Here is a 20,915-nt window from a genome sequence, read left to right as displayed (position 1 = left end):
GCGCCGCCACCTGTTCCGGGTCTCGGTTGACGGTGGCGCGCCGGTGGAGCTGACCGGCGGGACGACCCTGGAATGGGGCCCGGCGGCGCTCTCCACGGGCGTGGCCTTCATCGCCGCCGACGCGCGCCGGCCACCGGCGGTGGACGTGATCGCCGCCAATGGCCAGGGCCGACGCGAGCTGGCCGGCCAGGCGCCGCCCGCCGAGTTCGCCGGGGCGAAGTTCTTGGTTCCGAAGAAGGTGACCTGGAAGGCTCCGGACGGCTGGACCATCGAGGGCCAGCTCTTCCAGGCGCCCAGCGCGAAAGCGACGCCCGGCCTGATCTTTGTCCACGGCGGGCCGCCCCGGCAGATGATGCTGGGCTGGTCCTACATGGACTACTATTCCAACGCCTACGCCATGAACCAGTACATGGCCGCCCACGGCTTCACCGTCCTGTCGGTGAACTACCGCCTGGGCATCGGCTACGGCTGGGACTTCCAGCACGCCGAGCACGGCGGGGCGGCCGGCTCGTCGGAGTACCAGGACGTGGCGTCTGGCGGCCGTTTCCTGCAGGGCGTCCCGGGCGTGGATCCGGCCAGGATCGGCATCTGGGGTGGCTCCTACGGCGGCCTGCTGACCGCGCTCGGCCTGGCGCGCAACTCCGACCTCTTCAAGGCCGGCGTCGACTTCCACGGGGTGCACGACTGGTCGCGCACCGTGGCGCGGCAGTACGGGGCGCGGACCGACCGCTTCGAGAAGGGCGACCTCAGCCAGGCCCTGGAGGTCGCCTTCAAGGCCTCGCCGGACGCCGACGTCGGGACCTGGACCTCGCCGGTGCTGCTGATCCAGGGCGACGACGACCGCAACGTCCACTTCGCCGAGACCATCGACCTGGCGCGGCGGCTGGAAGCCAAGGGCGTCGACCTCGAGGAGCTGGTGATCCCTGACGAGATCCATGGCTTCCTGCGCTACGCCTCCTGGCTCAAGGCGGACAGCGCGACGGCGGAGTACCTGACCCGCAAGCTGGGCGCCCAGCCGGCCAAGTAGGCCGATTGGGATGAGGCCGAAGGCCCGGCCGGACGCCCAGCCCGCTCCGGCTTCAGCTCAGCGGACACTGAAGCGGATCGGGATGTTGACGCTCGCGCCGTCTACCGGGCGGCCGTCCTGGGTCTGCGGGCTCATCCGGAAGAAGCGGGTGAGCTTCAGCGCCGCCTGGCCGAAGCCGTTGTCGGCGGGGCTTTCGGCGGCCACCCGGCAGTCGCGCACCGCGCCGGACGCCCCCACCGTGCAGGCCAGCGTGGCCGATCCGCCGAGCCTCTTGCGCTGCGCGCGGTCGGGATAGACGCCGGCCATCTCCTCGCCGGTGGGCTTGCGCAGCCAGTTGGGGGAGCTGACCACGTGCGGCGTCGGCGGCGGCTCGACGGCCTGGGGCGCAACCTGGGTGGGAAGCTGGTCGATCGGATGGAAGTCCGCGGGCGGGTCAACCTTGAGCGGCGGGACGGGCAGGCTGTCGATCGGCGGCGACTCGAGGGTCTTCGGCGGATGCAGGGCGATGGGCGGCTTCTCCACCGGCTTGATCGCGGGCGGCGGCTTCTGCGGCGTGAAGATGGTCGCGAAGGTCACGGGATCGGGCGTCAGGTCGCGCGGCTCCGCCGGCGGAGCGAAATGGGCGTAGGCCAGGTAGAGCAGGGCCGCGGCATGCAGGCCCAGCGAGGCGATGACGGCGATGCGGACATGCGGCGGCAGGCGGCGTCCGGCGTGCGCCGGAAAGCCGAAGGGCAGGACCTGACGGATGACCACGGCGGGACTCCTTCGTATCACGTGTGTAATAAATTACGCTCGTGATACGTGACGTCAAGCGCCCACGTCCGAAGCTCGCGATCTCGTGAAACGGTCTCCGTTGGGGCGCCGTTCATGTCACATCGGCGAGGTTACGCATGAGGAACGGGAACGGTGAAGCTCATCGAAGGGTTTGACGGCCATGTCCTATCGCACGTTCCTCCTGACCGCCGCGGCGACCAGCCTTGCCTTGGCCGCCTGCAACCAGAACTCCGCCCCGGCCACCGGCGCGCCGATCGCCAGCCTGCCGCTGGCCACCGCCGCCCCGCCACCGGAAACGGACGCGCCCCCCGCCTCGGCCCTGCCGCCCGCGCCGCCGATCACCCGGGTCTCGACGCCGCCCCGGCCGGTCTACAGCTATGTGGATAGCGCCTATCAGCTGGACGACGCCTTCGGCGACAGCCCGCCGGACTACACCGTGCCCTACGACGGCGAGCAGCCCTACGTCTGGCGCGCCTCGGACGGCGAATACCGGGTGGTCGAGGACACGCCCGACGGCCCACGCGAGTATTTCTATTCAGGCGACAGCGACTATCCCTTCCTGATCCGGGACCCGCACTATTGCTACGCCTATGACGACAGCGGCGACCTCGTGGAGGTCTATGACGACTACGGCCGGCCCTATCCGAATTATGGCGCGGCCATGGTCGAGGTCGCGGCCCAGTACCTGTTCCGCGCCCGTAGCCTGCACTATGCGGCGGTCCACGAGCAGCGGCAGGCCGCCTACGCCGCCGACTGGCGGGCGCAGCGCCAGGCCGTCCTGGCCCCGCAGCAGCAGTGGGCCGCCGAGCAGCAGCGCAATCCGCAGTGGCGCGCCGTCCACGACCAGGCCGTCCAGAGCCGGCAGCCGCAGGTCGCCGCCCTGCAGCAGGAGCGGACCCAGCGCCAGGCCTATGCCCAGCGCACCGCCCCGGTGATCGCCGCTGCCCCGCCCGCGCCGCGTCGCCTGCCGCCGGGGACGCCACCTGCGAACCCGGGCGCCAACAACGCCTTCGCCAACCGCGCCCAGTCCAACGCCGCCGCCCGCGCCCAGGCCGACCAACAGCAGCGCCAGGCGCAGGCCCAGCAGGTGCAGCAGGCGCGCGCAGAGCAGGCGCAACAGGCGCAGGCCGCCGCCGCCCGCGGCGACCAGCTCCGCCAGGCCGGCCTCGCCAAACGCCAGGCCGCCGATCAGCAGCAGGCCGAGGTCGCACAGCGCAACGAGGCGCAACAGCGGCAGGCCCAGGCGCAGCACGCCCAACAGGCGCAGGCCCACGCCCAGCAGGCCCAGGTCCAAACCCAGCAGGCCCAGGCGGCCGAACGCAACGCCCGCCAGCAGCAGGCGCAGGCCGCCGCCGCCCACAACGCCGCCGCCGATCAGCAGCGCCAGGCCTCGGCCCAGGCCGACGCCGGCCGCCGGGCCAGCGAACAGCAGCACCAGGCGCAAGCCCAGGCCCTGGCGCAGCAACAGCGTCAGGCCCAGGCGCAGCAACACCAGGCCGAGGCCCAGCAGCAGCACGCGGCGATGGCCGCCCAGCAACACCAGCAGGCGGCGCAACAGCAGCAACAGATGGCCCAGCAGCATCAGGCGCAGGCCCAGGCGCAGCACGCCCAGGCTCAGGCCATGGCCCAGCACGCCCAGGCCGCCGCCGCCCACGCCGCGCCACCGCCGAAACCGGCCCCGGCCAAGCCGGAAGACAAGAAGTAGCCGCGACCGCCGTAAGATTTACCCGGGCTCGACGCCCTTCACGATTGGCGCAATGATCGGACGATCGGGGAGGGCGCCTTGCGCAGACTTCTGACGGCGCTCAGCGCCGGGCTCTTGGTCCTGAACGCGACCGCTCCGGCGCGCGCCCAGACGCCGCCATCGCCCCCGGCCGTCGTGCCATGGGCCACGCCCAGCGATGCCGAGATCCACGATATCCTCGTCCAGCGCATCGATGTGGAGCATTCCGGCGTCGGCGTCGTGGTGGGCGTCATCGACGCGCGTGGCCGGCGTTTCGTCTCCTACGGCGTCAGCGACAAGCGCGATCCGAAGCCGGTCGGGCCTCGCACTGTCTTCGAGATCGGCTCGATGACCAAGGTCTTCACCTCGCTGGTGCTCTCCGAAATGGTCCAGGACGGCGAGGTGAAGCTGGACGATCCCGTGGCGAAGTACCTGCCGCCGGGGACGAAAATCCCCGAGCGCAACGGCAAGCAGATCACGCTCGTGGACATCGCGACCCAAAGCTCGGGCCTGCCGCGGATGCCGAGCAACTTCACGCCGAAGGATTGGGACAACCCCTACGCCGACTACGGTGAGGCCCAGCTCTTCCAGTTCCTCGCCGGCTACAGCCTGCCGCGGGATATCGGCTCAAAATACGAGTACTCGAACCTCGCCGTGGGCCTGATGGGCGATGCGCTCGCCCGCCGTGCGGGCGTGGATTACGAGACCCTGGTGAAGCGGCGGATCATCGAGCCGCTGCGCATGACCAGCACCACGATAACCCTATCGCCGGCGCTCAAGGCGCGGCTGGCTCAGGGGCACGATTCCGCCCTCGACCCCGTCGCCAACTGGGACTTCGGGATCCTGCCCGGGCAGGGCGCCCTGGCCGGGGCTGGCGCCCTGCGCTCCGACGCCGAAGACATCCTGACCTTCCTGGGCGCCGAGCTCGGCTATGTGAAGACCCCGCTGGCGGCGGCGATGAAGGCGGAGTGGACGTCGGTGCGGCGGCCCGCCGCGCCTGGCCTGTCGGTCGCGCTCGGCTGGCACATCTCGTCTCCGCCCGGCCGCGACGAGATCGTCTGGCACAATGGCGGCACCGGCGGCTACCGCACCTACATGGGCTTCGACCCGAAGACCGGCGTGGGCGTCGTGGTGCTGACCAACGCGGCCACCGGCCGGGGCGGCGACGACATCGGCGCGCACATCCTGAACGGCGCGCCGCTGCAGCCGCCGCCACCGGATCCGGCGGCGGGGCGTCACGCCGTCGCGCTCGATCCGAAGGCGCTGGACCTCTACGTCGGCCGCTATCAGCTCGCGCCGCAGGTGTTCCTGACCGTCACGCACGACGGAGATCGCTTCGTGACCCAGATCACCGGCCAGCCCCACGCCGCGATCTTCCCGGAAAGCCGTACGGATTTCTTCTACAGGATCGTCGACGCGCAGCTGCGCTTCGACCTGCCGGCGTCCGGCCCGGCGAGCGGGGTCACCCTGCACCAGGCCGGACGTGACCTGGTGGCGAAACGTGTCGTCGAACCCTGAGGCCAGGGCGCGATCTTCATCATGGTTAGCGGCGCATTAACCACGATGGTTCAGGACTCGCAGGCATGGCGGCGGTCGAAGGCATACGCAGCGTAGTTGAGCAGGCGATCCAAAAGGCCGCCCAGGCGACCGGAGTCGACTTCTCCTTCCTGCTGAAGACGGCTGGGCGCGAGAGCGGGCTGAACCCTGGCGCCAGGGCGGGCTCATCCTCGGCGGCGGGCCTCTTCCAGTTCGTGCAGCAGACCTGGCTGTCCACGCTGAAGCAGCACGGCGCCAAGCACGGCTACGCCCGCTACGCCGAGTTGATCGAGAAGGGCGCCGACGGCCGCTATCACGTGAACGGCGAGGAGGCGCGCCGCGCGGTGATGGACCTGCGCCTCGACCCGCACGCGGCCTCGCTGATGGCCGGCGAGTTGACCTCCGATTCGGCGGCCTATCTGAAGGGCCGCACCGGGCGCGACCCGACGGCGGGCGAGCTCTATGCCGCCCACTTCCTGGGCCCGCAGGGCTCGGCCAAGCTGATTGAGGCGGTGGAGAAACAGCCCAGCGCCACGGCCGCCCACCTGTTCCCCGACGCGGCCCACGCCAACAAGGCGATCTTCTACCCCGGCGGCCAGGCCGCGACCGTGGGCCAGGTCTACGCCAACCTGACCAAGGTGGCGGGCTCCGCCGCGCCGATCGAGCCCGCGCCCGCCCAACCCTCCGAGGACGGCGGCTTCATCCAGTACGCCTCGGCCCGCGCCCTCGACCACCAGGCCCAGCAGGCCGAGCTGGTCTCGATGATCCTGCGCAGCGCGCAGTCCAGCGACGAGATGGGCGTCGGCGCCCGGCTCACCGGCTCGTTCTTCACCACCGAGATGCTGAAGGTGCTGTCCGAGAGCCGCCACAGCTGAGTTCGGCGCCCTTGGCCGGGGCGGCCGCGAGTTTTCGCTTCTAAGCCCTTGATTGCGCCTCTAGCCTTGGCCGTCGCCCGACCGCCAAGGATCATCATGCGCCCTATCTTCGCCGCCGCCTCGGCGCTCGCTTTCGGACTGCTCGCGCTCGCCGCGCCTATGGGGGCCGGCGCCCAGACCGCCGCCACGGACGCCGCCGATCCCTACATCTGGCTGGAGGACGTGGGCGGCGCCAAGGCCATGGATTGGGTCAACGCCCATAACGCCAAGGCCGTCGCGGTGCTGGAATCCGACGCCCGCTACCCAACGCTCTATCAGGAAGCCCTGACCATCGCCGAGGCCAAGGACCGCATCCCGGCCGGCCGCTTCTTGCAGGGCGAAATCTACAATTTCTGGCAGGACGGCGACCATGTGCGCGGCATCTGGCGCAAGACCTCCATGGCCAGCTACCAGACCGACGCACCGCAATGGACCACCGTCCTGGACATCACCGCGCTCGGCAAGGCCGAGGGCAAGAGCTGGGTGTTCAAGGGCGCGAACTGCGCCCGGCCGCGCGAGACCCGCTGCCTGATCCACCTGTCCGAAGGCGGCGAGGACGCGGTGACCATCCGCGAGTTCGACCTCGCCTCCGGCAAGTTCGTCGAGGGCGGCTTTACGATCCCGAAGTCCAAGGCGCGTGTCGACTGGGAAGACGAAAACACCCTGCTGATCTCCAACGCCTGGGCGCCGGGCGAGCTGACCGCCTCGGGCTATCCCTACATCGTCAAGCGGCTGAAGCGCGGCCAGCCGCTGGACAAGGCCGTCGAGGTCTATCGCGGCGACAAGGCGGACGGCGGCTATGGCGTCTCGCCCGACGTGCTGCGGGATGCGGCTGGCCGCACGCTGTCGGTGATCACCCGGCCCTTGGACACCTTCCGCCACGAGACCTACGTCCTGACCGCCAAAGGCGCCGAACGGCTGGGCATACCCTCGAAGGCCAGCGTCGACGACCTGATCGATGGACGGGTGCTGATCCGCACCGAGGAGGACTGGACCGCGGGCGGCAAGACCTTCGTGGCCGGCAGCCTGGCCTGGACGACACTGGCGGCGCTGAAGGCCGATCCGGCCCACCTGAAGCCGACGCTTCTCTATGCGCCCGGCCCACGCGAGTCGTTGGACGAGACCGCGACCACAGAGGGCAAGCTGCTGGTCACCGTGCTCGATAACGTCAGAAGCCGGGCCTACGTCTACACGCCCGGCGCCGCCGGCTTTTCCCGCACCAAACTCGACCTGCCGGACAACGCCACCATCCGGCTTTCCACGACGGACGAACACAGCGACCGGGCCTTCGTCGACGTCACCGGCTTCCTCACGCCCACCAGCGTCTGGCTGGCCGACGCCGCCAGCGGCGCGCTGAAGGAGGTCAAGACCACGCCTGCGAAGTTCGACGCCTCGAAGGACGTGGTCGAGCAGTTCGAGGCGACCTCCAAGGACGGGACCAAGGTGCCGTACTTCGTCGTCCACCGCCGCGACATCAAATACGACGGCTCCAACCCGACCCTGATGACCGCCTACGGCGGCTTCCAGGTCAGCGAGACCCCGGCCTATAGCGCCAGCAACGGCAAGCTGTGGCTCGAGCGGGGCGGGGTCTATGTGCTGGCCAACATCCGCGGCGGCGGGGAGTTCGGGCCGAAGTGGCACGAGGCCGGCCTCGTGGAGAAGCGCCAGGCGATCTACGACGACTTCGCCGGCGTCGCCGAGGACCTGATCCGCCGCAAGATCACCTCGCCGCGCCGCCTGGGCATCCAGGGCGGCTCCAACGGCGGCCTCCTGATGGGCGTGGAATTCACGCAGCGGCCGGACCTCTGGAACGCCGTGGTTATCGACGTGCCGCTGCTGGACATGATCCGCATCTCGAAGATCGCGGCGGGCGCGAGCTGGCAGGGCGAGTACGGCGACGTGAACGCCAACCCGAAGGCCATGGCCTTTTGGCTCAAGACCTCGCCCTACCAGAACCTCAAGGCGGGTGTGAAATATCCCGAGCCCTTCATCTTCACGACCACCAAGGACGACAGGGTCGGCCCGCAGCACGCGCGCAAATTCGCCGCACGCATGGAAGAGATGCATCTGCCCTATCTGTTCTACGAGAACACCGAGGGCGGCCACGGCTCGGGCGCGGACCTGAAGCAGCAGGCCCACACCCAGGCCCTGACCCAGACCTACCTGCAACGCAAGCTGATGGATTGAGACTCAGCGCCTAGGCCGCCGCGTCCGCCGCGAAGATCGCCTCGATCTCGCCCTCGGAGTAGCCGATCTCAGCCAGCACCTCGCGGGTGTGTTCGCCTAGGCGCGGCGCGCGGGGACGCGGCGCTTGCGGCTCGCCCGGGAAGACGGCCGGGCTGGCCGGGGAGCGGTAGGTGCCGCCCTGGCCGTCGTCGACCTCCACGAAGGCGCCCGCCGCGGCGACCTGTGGGTCGGCGTCGACGTCGGCTGGCGTCTGGAACGGCGCCCAGACGAGGTCGGCCGCGTCGAGCCGGCGGGCGATCTCATCGAAGGGAAGTTCCGCAAAGGCGGTTTCCAGTTCGGCGGCCAGGTCTCGGGCGTTGGCGCGGCGCTCCTTGCCGGTGGCGAAGCGCGGATCGGTGACTAGGTCGGGCCGGCCGGCGACGCCCATGAACTTCTCCCACCCCCCGGAGCCGCCGCGCGGGTTGTGGACGAACCAACGGCCGTCGGCGCTCCGGAAGTGATTGGCGACCGCGTTGATGGGATTCTCCCGCGGGCGGATCGACGCCACCCGTCCGAGTTTGAGCTGCACCGCCAGGTCCGAACCCCAGAGATAGACCCCGGTGGCCAGCAGCGAGGTCTGCACCATGCGGCCAACGCCGGTCCTTTCGCGTTCGTAGAGGGCGGCCAGGATGGCCGAGACGGTGGCCAGCGAGGTCGAGTGATCGCCCATGCCCGAGGTGCGCATGAAGGGCTCGGCGCCCTTGGGGGCGGTCATGTAACCGATGCCCGAGCGCGCCCAGAAGGCGGTGACGTCGAAGCCGGGCAGGTGGGCGTCAGGGCCTTCCAGGCCGTAGCCGGTGATCACGGCGTAGACGAGCCTTGGGTTCGCCTTGCGCAGCGTCGCCTCATCCAGGCCGTACTTCCTCAGTGACACGGGCCGGGTGTTGGTCAGGAACACGTCGGCGGTCTCGGCCAGCCTGGCCAGGGCGTCGCGGCCGGCCGGTTTGGTGATGTCCAGCACGATCCCGCGCTTGCCGCGATTGTCGAGCTCGAAGGTCGGGTTCGCGCCGATGTCGTTCTTCAGGTCTGCGAAGACGTGGCGCATGGTGTCGCCCTCGCGCCGCTCCACCTTGATCACGTCCGCGCCCCAATCGCCCAGGATGGCCGCGGCGCCCGGTCCAGCGATGTAGGCAGTGAAATCGACGACCTTCAGGCCTTGCAGCAACACGTTCGGGATCTCCGGATTTTGGCCCATGCTAGAACATCCGGGTCGGCTCAAGGGAAGGGTTTCTGGCCTCGGTTCGAGGGGCGGGGATTAGGCGGCCCACTGGCTCGCACGCGACAGCGCGTTCGCGGTCAGCGGCCGAAAGGCCTTGGGCGCGGAGTCAGCCTGAAGCTGGATCACACGGCTGAGGGCCTTAGCGATCTGCTGCGGCCGGAAGGGCTTGGCGACGAATTCCGACCCGGCCACGCCGGCCAGTTCATGGCGGCCGTTCGAGTTCGCGGACATGAACACCACCGGCAGGCGCGGCGAGAAGGCGCGGGCATAGCGTGCGACATTGATGCCATCCGGCCCGGGGCCGAGGTCGACATCGGTCAGCAGCGCGACCATGTCTTCGTGGCGATCTATGATATCGAACGCGTCTTTCCCGCAGTATACGCTCTTGATCAGATGGCCTTCCTCGCGGAGGAATTCGCATACATCCTGGTTCAGAATGTAGTTATCTTCGACGACCAGAATTTTCTTCATAAACATGTCTTTTCACCCTTCACCAATATCAACCCATGGGATCGGTTTTGTTTCCTATCAACTTAAAATTGATTTTCTAGATCGGAATTAATACTTGTCCAATCCTTGTCCTCTGTTTGTCTGAATTAAGGTCGTCGGCCGAGCGGCGCGTATAAATCGCTTGTCGTCGCCGAGGGCGGCGTCATCCACAGATTCGAGTCCTAACCGCGCGTTAAGCATGATCCGCGACAGTCGGACTCGTGAGATTTGGGGGACGTCAGGGCCGACGCGGGTCCTTCGAGACCCCTTGCGTCTGAACCTGTGCGGGACCCGAACGAGCCATGGCGACCACCCACTCGGCGTTGACGGAAGAGGATATCCGCACGCTGGTGAAGGGCCAGAGCGCCGACGAGCGCGCCGCCGCCGCCTTCAAGCTCTGCCGCGCGATGGAGGGGACGCCGCTCTCCGACGACGAGCGCGAGACCGCCGCGGAGATCCTGCGGGTGATGGCCGGCGACGCCGCCGAGCTGGTGCGCCGCGCGCTGGCCGTGACCCTGAAGGACAGCCCCCTGGTGCCGCGCGACGTGGCGCTGCGCCTGGCCCGCGACGTGGAGACCATTTCGCTGCCGCTGCTGGGATTCTCGCCGGTGTTCACCGACACCGACCTGGCGGAAATCGTGCGCCTGGGCGGGCCGGTGCGCCAGCTGGCCATCGCGCGCAGGCCCCGGCTGTCGCGCACGGTGACCGACGCCCTGGCCGAGCATGGCGGCGAGCGCGCCGTGGCCGCAGCCTGCGCCAACGACAACGCCGACTTCGCCGAGAGCGCCCTGCAGCAGGTGATGGCCCGCTTCGAAACGCACGAGAAGGTGCTGGCCGCCGTCGCCTATCGCCACGTCCTGCCGCTGTCGGTCAGCGAGAAGCTGATCGACCTGGTCGGCGACCAGCTGCGCGACCACCTGATCACCCACCATGCGGTCTCGCCGCAGATGGCGCTCAGCATCGCGGTGGGCGCCGCCGAGCGCGCCACCGTCGACCTGGTCGACCAGGCCGGCCGCGCCGCCGACGTGAAGGCCTTCGCCGTCCACCTGGCGGGGCAGGGCCGGCTCACCGCCTCGCTGCTGTTGCGCGCGGTGGCGCAGGGGCACATGACCTTCTTCGAATGGGCCGTGGCGGAGCTGGCCGGCGTGCCACACCACCGCACCTGGCTGATGATCCACGACGCAGGGCCGCTTGGCCTACGCGCCATCTACGAGCGGGCGGGTCTTCCGGCGCGGCTGTTCCCGGCCTTCCGCGTGGCGGTGGACACCTATCACGCCATGGAATTCGACGGCGGCGCCCGCGACCTGGAGCGCTTCCAGGAACGCATGCTGCAGCGCTTCCTCACCCAGCCGCAGACCGCCTCGCGGGAGGACGTCGACTATCTGATCGACAAGATGGACCGGATCTCCCAGGCCGCCCGCGCCGAGGTGGGCGAAAGCCAGAGCGCCTGAGCTTGCGTGCGCCGCCGCAGCGCCGCAAGCTCTCCGGCATGCCCGACACACCGCCCACCGCCGACATCAAGCCGGCCGCCACCATCCTGCTCCTGCGCGACGTCCCGGCGTTCGAGGTGCTGATGGTCAAACGCCATCACCAGATCGACTTCGCCTCAGGCGCCCTGGTGTTCCCGGGCGGCAAGAGCCACGCAGGCGACCACGACCGCAACTGGGAAGTCCACACGGTCGGCTGGGAGGCCTATGACGCCAACCAGCGGGGCTTACGCATCGCCGCCATCCGCGAGGTGTTCGAGGAGGCCGGCATCCTGCTGGCGCGCCGCCGCGACGGCCAGCCGATGAGCGGCGAGGCCTGTCCGATGGCCGTGCGCCAGGCGGTCGACGCGGGCACGATGCGGTTCATCGACGTCGTCTCCCGCCTGGACGCCTATCTCGATCTCGACGCCCTGACCGTGTTCGCCCGCTGGATCACCCCGCCCTTGACGCCAAAGCGGTTCGACACCTGGTTCTACGCGGTGACCGCGCCGGCCGAGCAGCTGGCGGCCTGCGACGGGCGCGAGACGGTGGACGCCGAATGGATCGCGCCGGCCGAGGCGCTGCGGCTGGCCGCGGCGGGCGAGCGCAAGGTGATCTTCCCGACGCGGATGAACCTGCAACTCCTCGCCGAAGCCAGCGGGGCGCAGGACGCGGTGGCGCGGGCCGCGGCGCGCCGGCTGGTCACCGTGCAGCCGAAGATCGAGCAACGCGCGAACGGACGGGTGCTCACCTTGCCGCCCGACGCCGGCTATGGCGCGGTCGCCGAGCCGCTGGAAAACGTCATGTGACGAAGGCCGCCGCGGCCGCATGACCAAAGGTTAAGTTGCGCCGGCGCGGCGGCGTTGGTGTCTTGCGGGCGAACTGAAGGAGTTCGTCCATGCGCCTCGCTTCCCTCCTGGCCGCCGCCGCCCTTGTCACCGCGCCCGGCCTCGCCGCGGCGCAGACCGTCGTGCCGGTCGCCAGGTTCACCGGCGTCGAGCTGCGTGGCGGTGGGACGATCAATATCCGCCAAGCGCCGGTGCAGCGCGTCACCGTGGTTCAGGGCGACGCGGCCGATATGGGCTTCGACGTCGATGGCAGGGGGCGGCTGGTCATCCGGTCCTGCCGCGGGAGCTGCTGGGGACCGCATCGCCTGGAAGTCGATATCGAGACGCCGGACCTGAACGCCATCGACATCATGGGCGGCGGCCACATCGTGGCGAAGGGCGCGTTTCCGGCCCAGCCCACCATCTCGGTGGCGATCCACGGGGGCGGCGATATCGATATGAGGGACGTGCCGGCCCAGTCGGCGACCGCCGCCATCATGGGCGGCGGCAAGATCATGGTCACCGCGCAGAACAGTCTGGAGGCGGCGATCCACGGCGGCGGTGAAATCCGCTACGCGGGCCACCCCGCGGTCAATTCAGAAGTCCATGGCGGCGGCGCGGTGTCGCCGATCCACTAGGTTTGGCGCCTAGGCGGTCATCGCCTTCACGCGGCGTTCCAGCTCTTCCACCAGGACGCGGCCCACGGGGTGCTCGTCCGACTTGATGTCGTCGCGCACGGCGGCCTTGATCGCGTCGATGTGGGCGTCGACCAGGTCCAGCTGGGCCGAGGCGCGCTTTTCCTTGTCGTCGATCATCCGGCAGAGCGAGCCGGCGATGCGGGTGATCAGCTGATAGCCGTAGGTGGTGCCGAGGCCCTTCAGGTCGTGGGCGCGGAGATAGAGGTTCTCCATGGTTTCGGCGGTGACGCCCTGGGCCTTCACCGTCTGGCGGGCGGCCTCGAGCTTGACGATCTCGTCGTTCAGCCACTGGGAGAAGTTGGAGGCCAGGCTCTTGAGGGCGGCTTCCGCCTTGGCGATGGCCGCCGGATCGATCGCGCCCAGACGCCCGCCGCCAACCTTCAGGCGCAAGGCGTTGTTCGGCTGGATCATTTGGCCGGAATTCTGCTGGCTCAAGGGACGCCCTCCAGGTGACTACACCCACACATAAGCGCCAACCCGTTAATAAGGGGTGAGAAGCAACCTACGGTATTGACTGACTTTCCACAAACGGGCGCGCAATTGGGCCGCGCGATGCGGCCAAACGCCGCGAAGTTCAGGTCAGTCGGAGAACTGCTCGGCGAGGACCCGTTCCTCCAGGCTGCGGCCTTCGTCGAACAGCATGTTGAGCGCGATCTCGCGGTCCTCTGCGATGTGTACGTCCAGCACGTCGCGGACCTCGATATTGTCGGCCACCGCGCTCACCGGCCGTTTGGCCGCCTCCAGGATCTCGAAGGTCACCTTGGCAGTGTGGGCGAGCAGGGCGCCGCGCCAGCGCCGGGGGCGGAAGGCGCTGATCGGCGTCAGCGCCAGCACTCGGGCGTCCAGGGGGATGATCGGCCCATGCGCCGAGAGATTGTAGGCCGTCGAGCCCGCGGGGGTGGAGACCAGCGCCCCGTCGCAGGAGAGCTCGCCTAGCCGCAAGCGCCCGTCGATGGAGATGCGCAGCTTGGCCGCCTGGCGGGTCTGGCGCAGCAGGCTGACCTCGTTGATCGCCAGCGCCACATGGGTTTGGCCCTCGACGTCGGTAGCGGTCATCCGCAGCGGATGGATCACCGCCTTCTCGGCTGCGGCGATGCGCTCCGGAAGGCCCACCTCGCTGTAATCGTTCATCAAAAATCCGACGGAGCCGCGGTTCATGCCATAGACCGGCAGGCCGCTGGCCATATGGTCGTGGAAGCACTCCAGCATGAAGCCGTCGCCGCCCAGGGCGACGATGACGTCGGCCTCCTCGATGGCGGAGTCGCCGTAGCGTTTGACCAGCCGCAACAGGCCCTCCTGGGCCTCGGGCCGTTCGCTGGCGGTAAAGGCGATGCGCGTCACTTAAGGCTGCCCCGGCCAAGGTCTTCGCTCGGCAGAAACCGCTAACCGCCGGGGCTTGTCAAACCGAGAGCGCGGCCTGGCGGAAGGCGGTGGCCGCGACGTGGGCGCTCACCGGGCCGAAGGCGCCGATGGCGCGGCGCGCGCCGTCCAGGCCGCCGCCGGGGAAGCCACCGTTCAGTCCACGGACCAGTTCCAGGATGCTGGGGAAGACGCTGCGGTCGATGCCCACGGCCGCGCAGGCCAGGCCCAGCAGCTCCGGCCGCTCGCTGTCGATCACCCGCTGGATATGGTCGGTCTCGAAGCGGCCCAGGGTGGCCAGGGCGATGACGAACAACGAAAGGCGGCCTTCCTGCAGGGCGCGGACCAGGTAGCCCGGGCGCAGCTGGCCGGCGGCGTGCAGCTTTTCGATCAGCCGCTCCTCCATGGCCTCGCGCTCGCCGTCGCGGGCCATGACGACGGCGCCCCGGTCGTCGGCGGCGCCGTGGTAGGCCTCCTGCACCGATTGGGCGACAGCGGTTTCGATGGCCTTGGGATCCAGTCGGAACCGCTCGGCCAGCGCCTGGCGGAGCGCGATGCCCACCCAGGCGTAGAGCTGCAGGGCGAGCTCGTCGGTGAGCTTGGGATGGCGCGACAGGGGCGAGCGCAGGGCGGCGATCTCGCGCGCGGCGTCCACCAGCCGCTTCAGGTCGGCGGGGACCACGTCGGCGGTCTGGTTGCCGGCGAGCGCGGTCATCACCGCGGGTTCAGCGGCCCGCAGGATGGCGGCGATGACCGCCGGGCTGAGGTTCGGGCGGCGCGCCACCTCGATCTGGTGCTCGATGGTCGCCTCGACCAACAGGCGGATGAGGTCGCTGTCCTTCAAGAGGGGGCTGGCGGCGATCACCGGCCGCGCGATCTCGATCTCGTCCAGGGCCAGCACATTGATCAGCGCCGGCGGGGCCCAGGTTGCGGTGGCGAGCTTGTCGGCGAGCCGCTTGCGGATCTCCCGCTCTGCGCCGGCCACGAGGCCCAGGAAGATGGAGTTCAGGAGGGCTTGGATCTGCGGCGAGGCCGCAGCCCCGGCCCCGTCGCCCGCGTCGCACAGTTCGACAACGCCCAGCAGCAAGCGCTCGCGATCCGCCGGGGTCCGGCTCTTGGCAAGTTCAAGCAGACCTTCGCTGCTTATCGCGACGCTCAAGCCCATCCCTCCATTCTGTCGGTGAGGCTTTCGAAGGGCGAACATGGGCGAGGGCGGTGAAAACATGTTTAAACCCCTCGCAACGACGCGAGGGAACTTCACCGGGAGGGAAAATGGCCGATCCGCTGATCCTGGCGCTGGACCAGGGGACCACCAGCACGCGCGCCATCCTGTTCGACGTCCAGGGCCGTGCGCTGGCTGAGGCGGGGCGACCGCTGGAGCAGTTCTATCCGGCCGACGGCTGGGTCGAACATGACGCCGAGGCGATCTTCGCCGCCTCGGTGGAGGTGCTGCGCGAGGCGGTGGCCAAGGCGGCGCGGCCGATGGCTCAGGTGGCCGCCATCGGAATCACCAACCAGCGCGAGACGGTAGTGGTCTGGGACCGCAGGACCGGGGTCCCGATCCATCGGGCGATCGTCTGGCAGGACCGCCGCACCGCCGCCCTCTGCGACAAATTGCGCGGGGAGGGCCGCGAGCCGCGGGTCACCGAAATCTCCGGCCTGCTGCTCGATCCCTATTTTTCCGGGACCAAGATCGCCTGGCTGCTGGACCATGTGGAAGGCGCGCGGGCGCGGGCAGAGGCCGGCGAGCTCCTGGCCGGCACCATCGACGCCTGGGTGATCTGGAAGCTGACCGGCGGCCCAAGCCATCCAAGGGCGGTGCACGCCACCGACGCCACCAACGCCTCGCGCACCCTTCTGTTCGACATCCGCCAGCAGGCCTGGTCGGAGGAGATGGGCGAGATGCTGGGCGCGCCGCTCAGCCTGATGCCGGAGGTCCGAGACTGCGCCGGCGACTATGGCGAGACCGACGAGGCCCTGCTGGGCCGCGCCATCCCGATCCGCGGCGTGGCCGGCGACCAGCAGGCGGCGCTGATGGGGCAGGGCTGCATCCGGTCCGGCGAGATGAAGGCGACCTACGGGACCGGCTGCTTCATGCTGGTCAACACCGGCGAGGCCGCGCCGGTCTCCAAGGCGCGGCTCCTCACCACCGTGGCAGCGCGGATCGGCGGGAAGACGACCTTCGCCCTGGAAGGGGCGATCTTCATCGCGGGCGCGGCGCTCCAGTGGGCCAACGAGGGCCTGAAGATCGGCGGCGGGCCGCAGGGCGTCGAGACCCTGGCGAAACAGGCCAACGACGACCTGGGCGTGGTGCTGGTGCCGGCCTTCACCGGCCTGGGCGCCCCCTGGTGGGACGCCGGCGCGCGCGGCGCGATCGTCGGCCTGACCCGCGACGCGGGCCTCGCGGAGATCGCCCGCGCCGCCTTCGACGCCAGCGCCCTGCAGACCCGCGACCTGATCGAGGCCATGCGCGCCGATGCGCCGGGAGCCTTCCACGACAAGGTGGAACTGCGGATCGACGGCGGCATGTCGCGCAGCGCCTGGTTCAGCCAGCGCCTGGCGGACCTCACCGGCATCGCGGTGGGCCGCGCGACCTATGGCGAGACCACAGCGCTGGGCGCGGCTCTGTTCGCAGGGGTCGGCGCGGGCCTCTATCGCGACGTGGCCGAGGCCGCCGCGGCCCGGCCCAAGACCGAGGCCTTCGCGCCTGCGATGGAGCTCCACCGCCGCGAGGCCGCCTACGCCCGCTGGCTCGACGCGGTGGGCCGCGTCCGCAGCTAGCTTGACGCGCTTTCGCCACGGGCGGATTCTAGGGGTGACAGAAGATCAAGGGAGCGAGCCATGGCGGACGGATCGGTGGCGGGTGTCGCCTCGCTGAAGGGCAAGGTGAGCGCCGATGAGTGGCAGGCCCGCGTGGAGCTGGCGGCGCTCTACCGGCTGGTGGCCCTCTATGGCTGGGACGACCTGATCTACACCCACATCTCCGCCCGCATCCCCGGGCCGGAGCACCACTTCCTGATCAACCCCTACGGCATGCTGTTCGAGGAGATGACCGCCTCCTCCCTGGTGAAGATCGACCTGGACGGGAACATCCTCCAGGAGACGCCCTACTTCATCAATCCGGCGGGCTTCACCATCCACTCGGCGATCCACGCCGCGCGCGAGGACGCCCGGTTCGTCATGCACCTGCACTCCGACGACGGGGTCGCGGTGGCGGCGCAGTCATCCGGCCTGCTGCCGCTGTCGCAGCACGCCCTGATCGTGCTGCCGAGGCTCGCCTACCACGACTATGAGGGGATCGCGCTGAACCACGACGAGCGCGAGCGTCTGGTGGGCGACATCGGCGACAAGACCCTGATGTTGCTGCGCAATCACGGCACTCTGGCGGTGGGCGACACCGCCGCCAACTGCTGGGTCGGCATGTACTATCTGGAGCGCGCCTGCACCATGCAGGTGAAGGCGCTGAGCGGCGGCGCCGAGGGCGTGCTGATCGCGCCGGACGCCTCCCAGGCCGAGGTGCGCAGCCAGGTCGCCCGCGGCATCGGCGGCGCTCTGGCCTGGCCCGGCTGCCTGCGCAAGCTCGACCGCGACCTGCCCGGCTACGACGCCTAGGGGATCTTCGGCGGCGCGGCCTCCTTCAGGAAAAAGGCCTCCCCCGTCACCGGGGAAGGCCTCCAGACCTGCGCGCCGGACCGCGGACGTGGGGGACGCCGCCGCCGGTGAGGCGCAAGAGCGCCGCCGCGATGGGGTCACGGCGCCGCCATGTCGCCTGCTGGGGGTTCGACCCGCTCAGCGACGCGGGTACGATGCGCGCGCTTTCCGCACTCGTCAAGGTTGTGTGAGACCTGATCGCTCTACCTGAGCGGCCGGGGTCTAGGGCTGGTAGCCGGTCTGCACCATCAGATAGGCGATGACGTCGGTGCGGTCCTTGGGATCCTTGAGGCCCGCAAAGGTCATCTTGGTGCCGGGCACGGCCACCTTGGGGTCGGTGATCCAGGTGTCGATGTGCGCCGCGTCCCAGGTCCAGCCGGCAGCCTTCAGGGCGTCGGAATAGCTGAAGCCCGCCAGGCTGGCCGCCTTGCGCCCGAATATCCCGTGCAGGTTGGGGCCGGTCATGTTCGGCCCTCCGGCCACCAGGGTGTGGCAGGTGGAGCAGAGGGCGAACTTCGACTCGCCGTTCGAGAGGTCCGCGGCGTTGTAGGGCGCGGGCAGGGACGCCTGCGCGGCCTTCATCTGGTCGTCGGTGAGCAGGGGCGAGGTGGGGCCCGAGGCGGAGGCGGCGCTGCCTCCAGCGGGTGGGCTGGCGGACTTGTTGCAGCCGGCGAGCGCCGTGACGGCGGCCAGGGCGGCGATCGACAAACCCATCCAACGCATCGGCAAGCTCTCCAAAGACGGCATGGCCCAGCCCATACCCGCGCCGGGCGGCGGGACGCAAGGCGGCTAGCGCCGACGGCGGCGTTCGCGGTTCACCGCCTCGTCCAGGGCCTGCAGGAAGCGCGAGCGGTCGGCGGCGGCGAAGGGCTTCGGCCCGCCGGTCATCTCGCCCATGGAGCGGATGTGCTCGGCCACGGCGCGCGAGGCCAGCGCCGCGCCGATGCTGTCGGTGGTGAATAGCCGCCCGTTGGGCGCGATCGGCGTCCCGCCAGCCTTCAGCACCCGCTCGGCGAGCGGGATGTCGTTGGTGACCACGATGTCGCCGGGCTCGGTCCGCTCGGCGATCCAGTCGTCGGCGACATCGGGGCCGGCGTCGACGATCATCCGGTCGATCAGCTTCGACGGCGGGATGGCGATGAAGCTGTTGGAGACCACGGTGGTGGTCAGGCCATAGCGCGCGGCGACCTTGTAGGTCTCGTCCTTCACCGGACAGGCGTCGGCGTCGATGAAGATGCGCATGGGCTAGGCGGGCTCCGCGCGGCGGGCCGGAGCGGCGGGACGGCGGTCGCGCAGACGGCGGATCGGCTGCTCCAGGAACCGCCAGGAGACCTCCGCGACGGCTAGGGAGGCGGCCACATAGATGCCGGCGCGCAAGGGGCCGGGCGCGTTGGCGACCGCCGGAACCCAGCGCGCGGCGATCAGCGGCAGAAAGTAGTGGTAGACATAGATTCCGTAGCTGATCGTCCCGATGTGGCGCAGGATCGTCGCCTCGAGCCACCGGACGCCCGCGCCGCCGCCGGCCTTCGAGCCGATCGCCACGGCGCTCGCCGAAGCCAGGAAGACCAGGCTCGGGAACACTACCCGGCGCGCCAGGTCGGGCGCGGCGGGCAGGAGCAGGCCGCCGGCGGCCGCCGCGCTGGCCGCCAGGACCCAGGGGCTGGAGAGCATCCGCCAGACCGCGCCGTGACGGTGGCTGAGCGCCAGCAAGGCGCCCAGCGCCAGGCCGTCGATGTTCCCCGGCAGCAGCACCTGGGCGAAGCTGCTGACTCCGGCCCAGGCCAGGGCGAGGCGATAGGCCGGACCCAGGAGGATGAAGCCCGCCACGGCGGGGATCAGGGCCCGGCGCGGCAGGAACAACGCCAGCAGCGACCACAGCAGGTAGAACTGCTCCTCCACCGCAAGCGTCCAGAAGTGGCCGACCGGGCCGAAGGTCTGGCGGACGACGACCAGGACGTTGCTGAGGTAGAGGGCGTGCCACCACCAGTCCTGGCGCATCAGGCCCACGCCCAGGAGGACGGCCGCGGCGATGGCGGCGTAGAGGGCCGGCGTCAGGCGCAGGATACGGCGCCAGTAGAATCGGGCCGCGGCCTCGGGCCGGGACATGTCCGCCTCGCGCAGGCCCAGCAGGACGGCGGTGATCAGGAAGCCGCTCAGCACGAAGAACAGCTTCACGCCGACCGCGCCGGAGGCGATGGCCGAGGCGAAGGGTTCCGGCCCGAAGTGCTGCAGCAGCACCAGCCCGATGGCCAGCGCGCGCAGGCCGTCGAGCTTGGGCATGTAGCGCAGGTGGCCCGGATCGGACTCAAGAGCGGTCATGCCCCGCGCTTAGCACGCTGACGGCTGGTCCGGCGATCTACGGTGGGGCGGACCTCGCCGGTGGGCCTCCCGCCTATTCCTGCTTCTTGTAGACCTTGTGGCAGCTGGTGCAGGTGTCGGAGAGGTCGTTGGCGGCCAGGGCCAGGGCCTTGGCGTCATGGGCGGCGGCGGCTTTGGAGGCGAGGGCGGATTGCGCGCTCATGGCCTTGGCGGCGGCCGTCCAGTTGGCCTCGGTGGTCTTGCCGTTGGCCGGTTGCAGCATCCAGTCGGCGACGCTTTTCAGCTTGTCGGCGTCGGCCTTGAGCCGGGCCCAGGCCGCGGCGTTGGGCGCCTTGGCGTCGGGGCCGTTGGCCGGGTCGGCCTCGCCGGCGGTGTTGAAGAGGTCGGTCGAGGTCCTGTCGACGACGTCCTTCATCTGCGCCTGCACCTTGGGCATAGGCGTCGGCGTATTCGGCTTCACCGCGGCGAGCGCGGCGCCGGCCGCGAGCGCCAGGGCCAGGGCGGCGACGGGGGTCTTGCGAAGCATGGGCGGCCTCCTCAATTGGAACTCAGGACGTGGTGGGGGCGGGATCGCGTCCATTAGGCGAAGGCGATCCATCGTCCGGCTGCGGCGCCCATGACCCAGACGAGCATGGTGGCGTAGGCGATGAACTTGGTCAGCGGCCCGCCTTCCTGCTCGGTGCGTCC

Annotated in this window: 20 protein-coding genes; 10 read left to right on the top strand and 10 right to left on the bottom strand. The window is 69.9% G+C overall.

Going from position 1 to position 20,915, the window contains the following annotated elements; genetic code table 11:
• On the top strand, positions 1 to 1,027 hold a 1,027-nt coding region (locus E8A49_RS07280; RefSeq protein ID WP_293378298.1), incomplete at its 5' end, for a prolyl oligopeptidase family serine peptidase.
• A 57-nt stretch (positions 1,028 to 1,084) separates the two neighbouring features.
• On the opposite strand, the gene E8A49_RS07275 is transcribed toward E8A49_RS07280, so the two are convergent.
• A complete protein-coding gene (locus E8A49_RS07275) occupies positions 1,085 to 1,780 on the bottom strand; it encodes an energy transducer TonB (protein ID WP_293378295.1) in 696 nt (231 codons plus the stop codon).
• A gap of 181 nt (positions 1,781 to 1,961) precedes the next feature.
• On the opposite strand from E8A49_RS07275, the gene E8A49_RS07270 reads away from it, so the two are divergent.
• From E8A49_RS07270 to E8A49_RS07255, 4 genes are all read left to right on the top strand, one after another.
• A complete protein-coding gene (locus tag E8A49_RS07270) occupies positions 1,962 to 3,506 on the top strand; it encodes a hypothetical protein (protein ID WP_293378292.1) in 1,545 nt (514 codons plus the stop codon).
• 78 nt (positions 3,507 to 3,584) lie between these two features.
• Entirely contained in the window at positions 3,585 to 5,042 is a 1,458-nt protein-coding gene (locus tag E8A49_RS07265; RefSeq protein WP_293378289.1) for a serine hydrolase, read from the top strand.
• Between the two features lie 65 nt (positions 5,043 to 5,107).
• Positions 5,108 to 5,935 carry a transglycosylase SLT domain-containing protein gene (locus E8A49_RS07260; protein ID WP_293378286.1) on the top strand — a complete coding sequence of 276 codons (828 nt, stop codon included), beginning with the start codon at positions 5,108 to 5,110 and terminating at the stop codon, positions 5,933 to 5,935.
• Positions 5,936 to 6,031: 96 nt separating this feature from the next.
• Positions 6,032 to 8,161, top strand: coding sequence for a prolyl oligopeptidase family serine peptidase (locus E8A49_RS07255; RefSeq protein WP_293378283.1), 2,130 nt, complete (start codon positions 6,032 to 6,034; stop codon positions 8,159 to 8,161).
• Between the two features lie 10 nt (positions 8,162 to 8,171).
• Here the strand turns inward: E8A49_RS07255 and E8A49_RS07250 are convergent, their stop codons facing one another.
• Both E8A49_RS07250 and E8A49_RS07245 read right to left on the bottom strand, forming a co-directional pair.
• On the bottom strand, positions 8,172 to 9,395 hold the full coding sequence (locus E8A49_RS07250; RefSeq protein ID WP_293378280.1) for a CoA transferase: 1,224 nt from the start codon (positions 9,393 to 9,395) through the stop codon (positions 8,172 to 8,174).
• A 60-nt stretch (positions 9,396 to 9,455) separates the two neighbouring features.
• Positions 9,456 to 9,890 carry a response regulator transcription factor gene (locus E8A49_RS07245; protein WP_293378277.1) on the bottom strand — a complete coding sequence of 145 codons (435 nt, stop codon included), beginning with the start codon at positions 9,888 to 9,890 and terminating at the stop codon, positions 9,456 to 9,458.
• Between the two features lie 320 nt (positions 9,891 to 10,210).
• Here E8A49_RS07245 and E8A49_RS07240 point away from each other — a divergent pair, with 320 nt between their 5' ends.
• The 3 genes from E8A49_RS07240 to E8A49_RS07230 all read left to right on the top strand — a co-directional run bounded on the left by E8A49_RS07240 (position 10,211) and on the right by E8A49_RS07230 (position 12,839).
• The gene (locus tag E8A49_RS07240) at positions 10,211 to 11,359 is read left to right on the top strand and encodes a DUF2336 domain-containing protein (protein WP_293378274.1); all 1,149 of its coding nucleotides are present in this window, start codon (positions 10,211 to 10,213) and stop codon (positions 11,357 to 11,359) included.
• 38 nt (positions 11,360 to 11,397) lie between these two features.
• Positions 11,398 to 12,183 (top strand): NUDIX hydrolase, encoded by a 786-nt coding sequence (locus E8A49_RS07235; RefSeq protein WP_293378301.1) that lies wholly within the window; start codon positions 11,398 to 11,400, stop codon positions 12,181 to 12,183.
• Positions 12,184 to 12,272: 89 nt separating this feature from the next.
• The gene (locus E8A49_RS07230) at positions 12,273 to 12,839 is read left to right on the top strand and encodes a DUF2807 domain-containing protein (RefSeq protein WP_293378271.1); all 567 of its coding nucleotides are present in this window, start codon (positions 12,273 to 12,275) and stop codon (positions 12,837 to 12,839) included.
• Positions 12,840 to 12,848: 9 nt separating this feature from the next.
• Here the strand turns inward: E8A49_RS07230 and E8A49_RS07225 are convergent, their stop codons facing one another.
• From E8A49_RS07225 to E8A49_RS07215, 3 genes are all read right to left on the bottom strand, one after another.
• Positions 12,849 to 13,334, bottom strand: a complete 486-nt coding sequence (locus E8A49_RS07225; RefSeq protein ID WP_293378269.1) for an Hpt domain-containing protein — start codon at positions 13,332 to 13,334, stop codon at positions 12,849 to 12,851.
• A 144-nt stretch (positions 13,335 to 13,478) separates the two neighbouring features.
• A complete protein-coding gene (locus tag E8A49_RS07220; RefSeq protein ID WP_293378266.1) occupies positions 13,479 to 14,240 on the bottom strand; it encodes an NAD kinase in 762 nt (253 codons plus the stop codon).
• 58 nt (positions 14,241 to 14,298) lie between these two features.
• Positions 14,299 to 15,423 (bottom strand): DUF2336 domain-containing protein, encoded by a 1,125-nt coding sequence (locus E8A49_RS07215; RefSeq protein WP_293378263.1) that lies wholly within the window; start codon positions 15,421 to 15,423, stop codon positions 14,299 to 14,301.
• A 107-nt stretch (positions 15,424 to 15,530) separates the two neighbouring features.
• Here E8A49_RS07215 and glpK point away from each other — a divergent pair, with 107 nt between their 5' ends.
• Together glpK and E8A49_RS07205 are read left to right on the top strand one after the other, a co-directional pair.
• Entirely contained in the window at positions 15,531 to 17,039 is a 1,509-nt protein-coding gene (glpK, locus tag E8A49_RS07210; RefSeq protein ID WP_293378259.1) for a glycerol kinase GlpK, read from the top strand.
• A 60-nt stretch (positions 17,040 to 17,099) separates the two neighbouring features.
• Positions 17,100 to 17,870 (top strand): class II aldolase/adducin family protein, encoded by a 771-nt coding sequence (locus E8A49_RS07205; protein ID WP_293378256.1) that lies wholly within the window; start codon positions 17,100 to 17,102, stop codon positions 17,868 to 17,870.
• Between the two features lie 261 nt (positions 17,871 to 18,131).
• Here E8A49_RS07205 and E8A49_RS07200 read toward each other — a convergent pair whose 3' ends face one another.
• The 4 genes from E8A49_RS07200 to E8A49_RS07185 form a co-directional block, all read right to left on the bottom strand.
• Complete coding sequence (locus E8A49_RS07200) at positions 18,132 to 18,632, bottom strand: cytochrome c family protein (protein WP_293378253.1); 501 nt, start codon at positions 18,630 to 18,632, stop codon at positions 18,132 to 18,134.
• Positions 18,633 to 18,698: 66 nt separating this feature from the next.
• A complete protein-coding gene (locus E8A49_RS07195) occupies positions 18,699 to 19,151 on the bottom strand; it encodes a YaiI/YqxD family protein (protein WP_293378250.1) in 453 nt (150 codons plus the stop codon).
• Between the two features lie 3 nt (positions 19,152 to 19,154).
• Positions 19,155 to 20,228: an acyltransferase gene (locus E8A49_RS07190; RefSeq protein WP_293378247.1), complete on the bottom strand. Its 1,074-nt coding sequence runs from the start codon at positions 20,226 to 20,228 to the stop codon at positions 19,155 to 19,157.
• A 73-nt stretch (positions 20,229 to 20,301) separates the two neighbouring features.
• Positions 20,302 to 20,754, bottom strand: coding sequence for a hypothetical protein (locus E8A49_RS07185; protein ID WP_293378244.1), 453 nt, complete (start codon positions 20,752 to 20,754; stop codon positions 20,302 to 20,304).
• Positions 20,755 to 20,915: the final 161 nt, after the last annotated feature.

The sequence above is a fragment of the Phenylobacterium sp. genome, assembly GCF_004799515.1.
In the GTDB taxonomy this organism is placed as follows: domain Bacteria; phylum Pseudomonadota; class Alphaproteobacteria; order Caulobacterales; family Caulobacteraceae; genus Phenylobacterium.
Note: the sequence above shows the minus strand (reverse complement) of the source record. Positions and strands in the feature narration are given on the sequence as shown.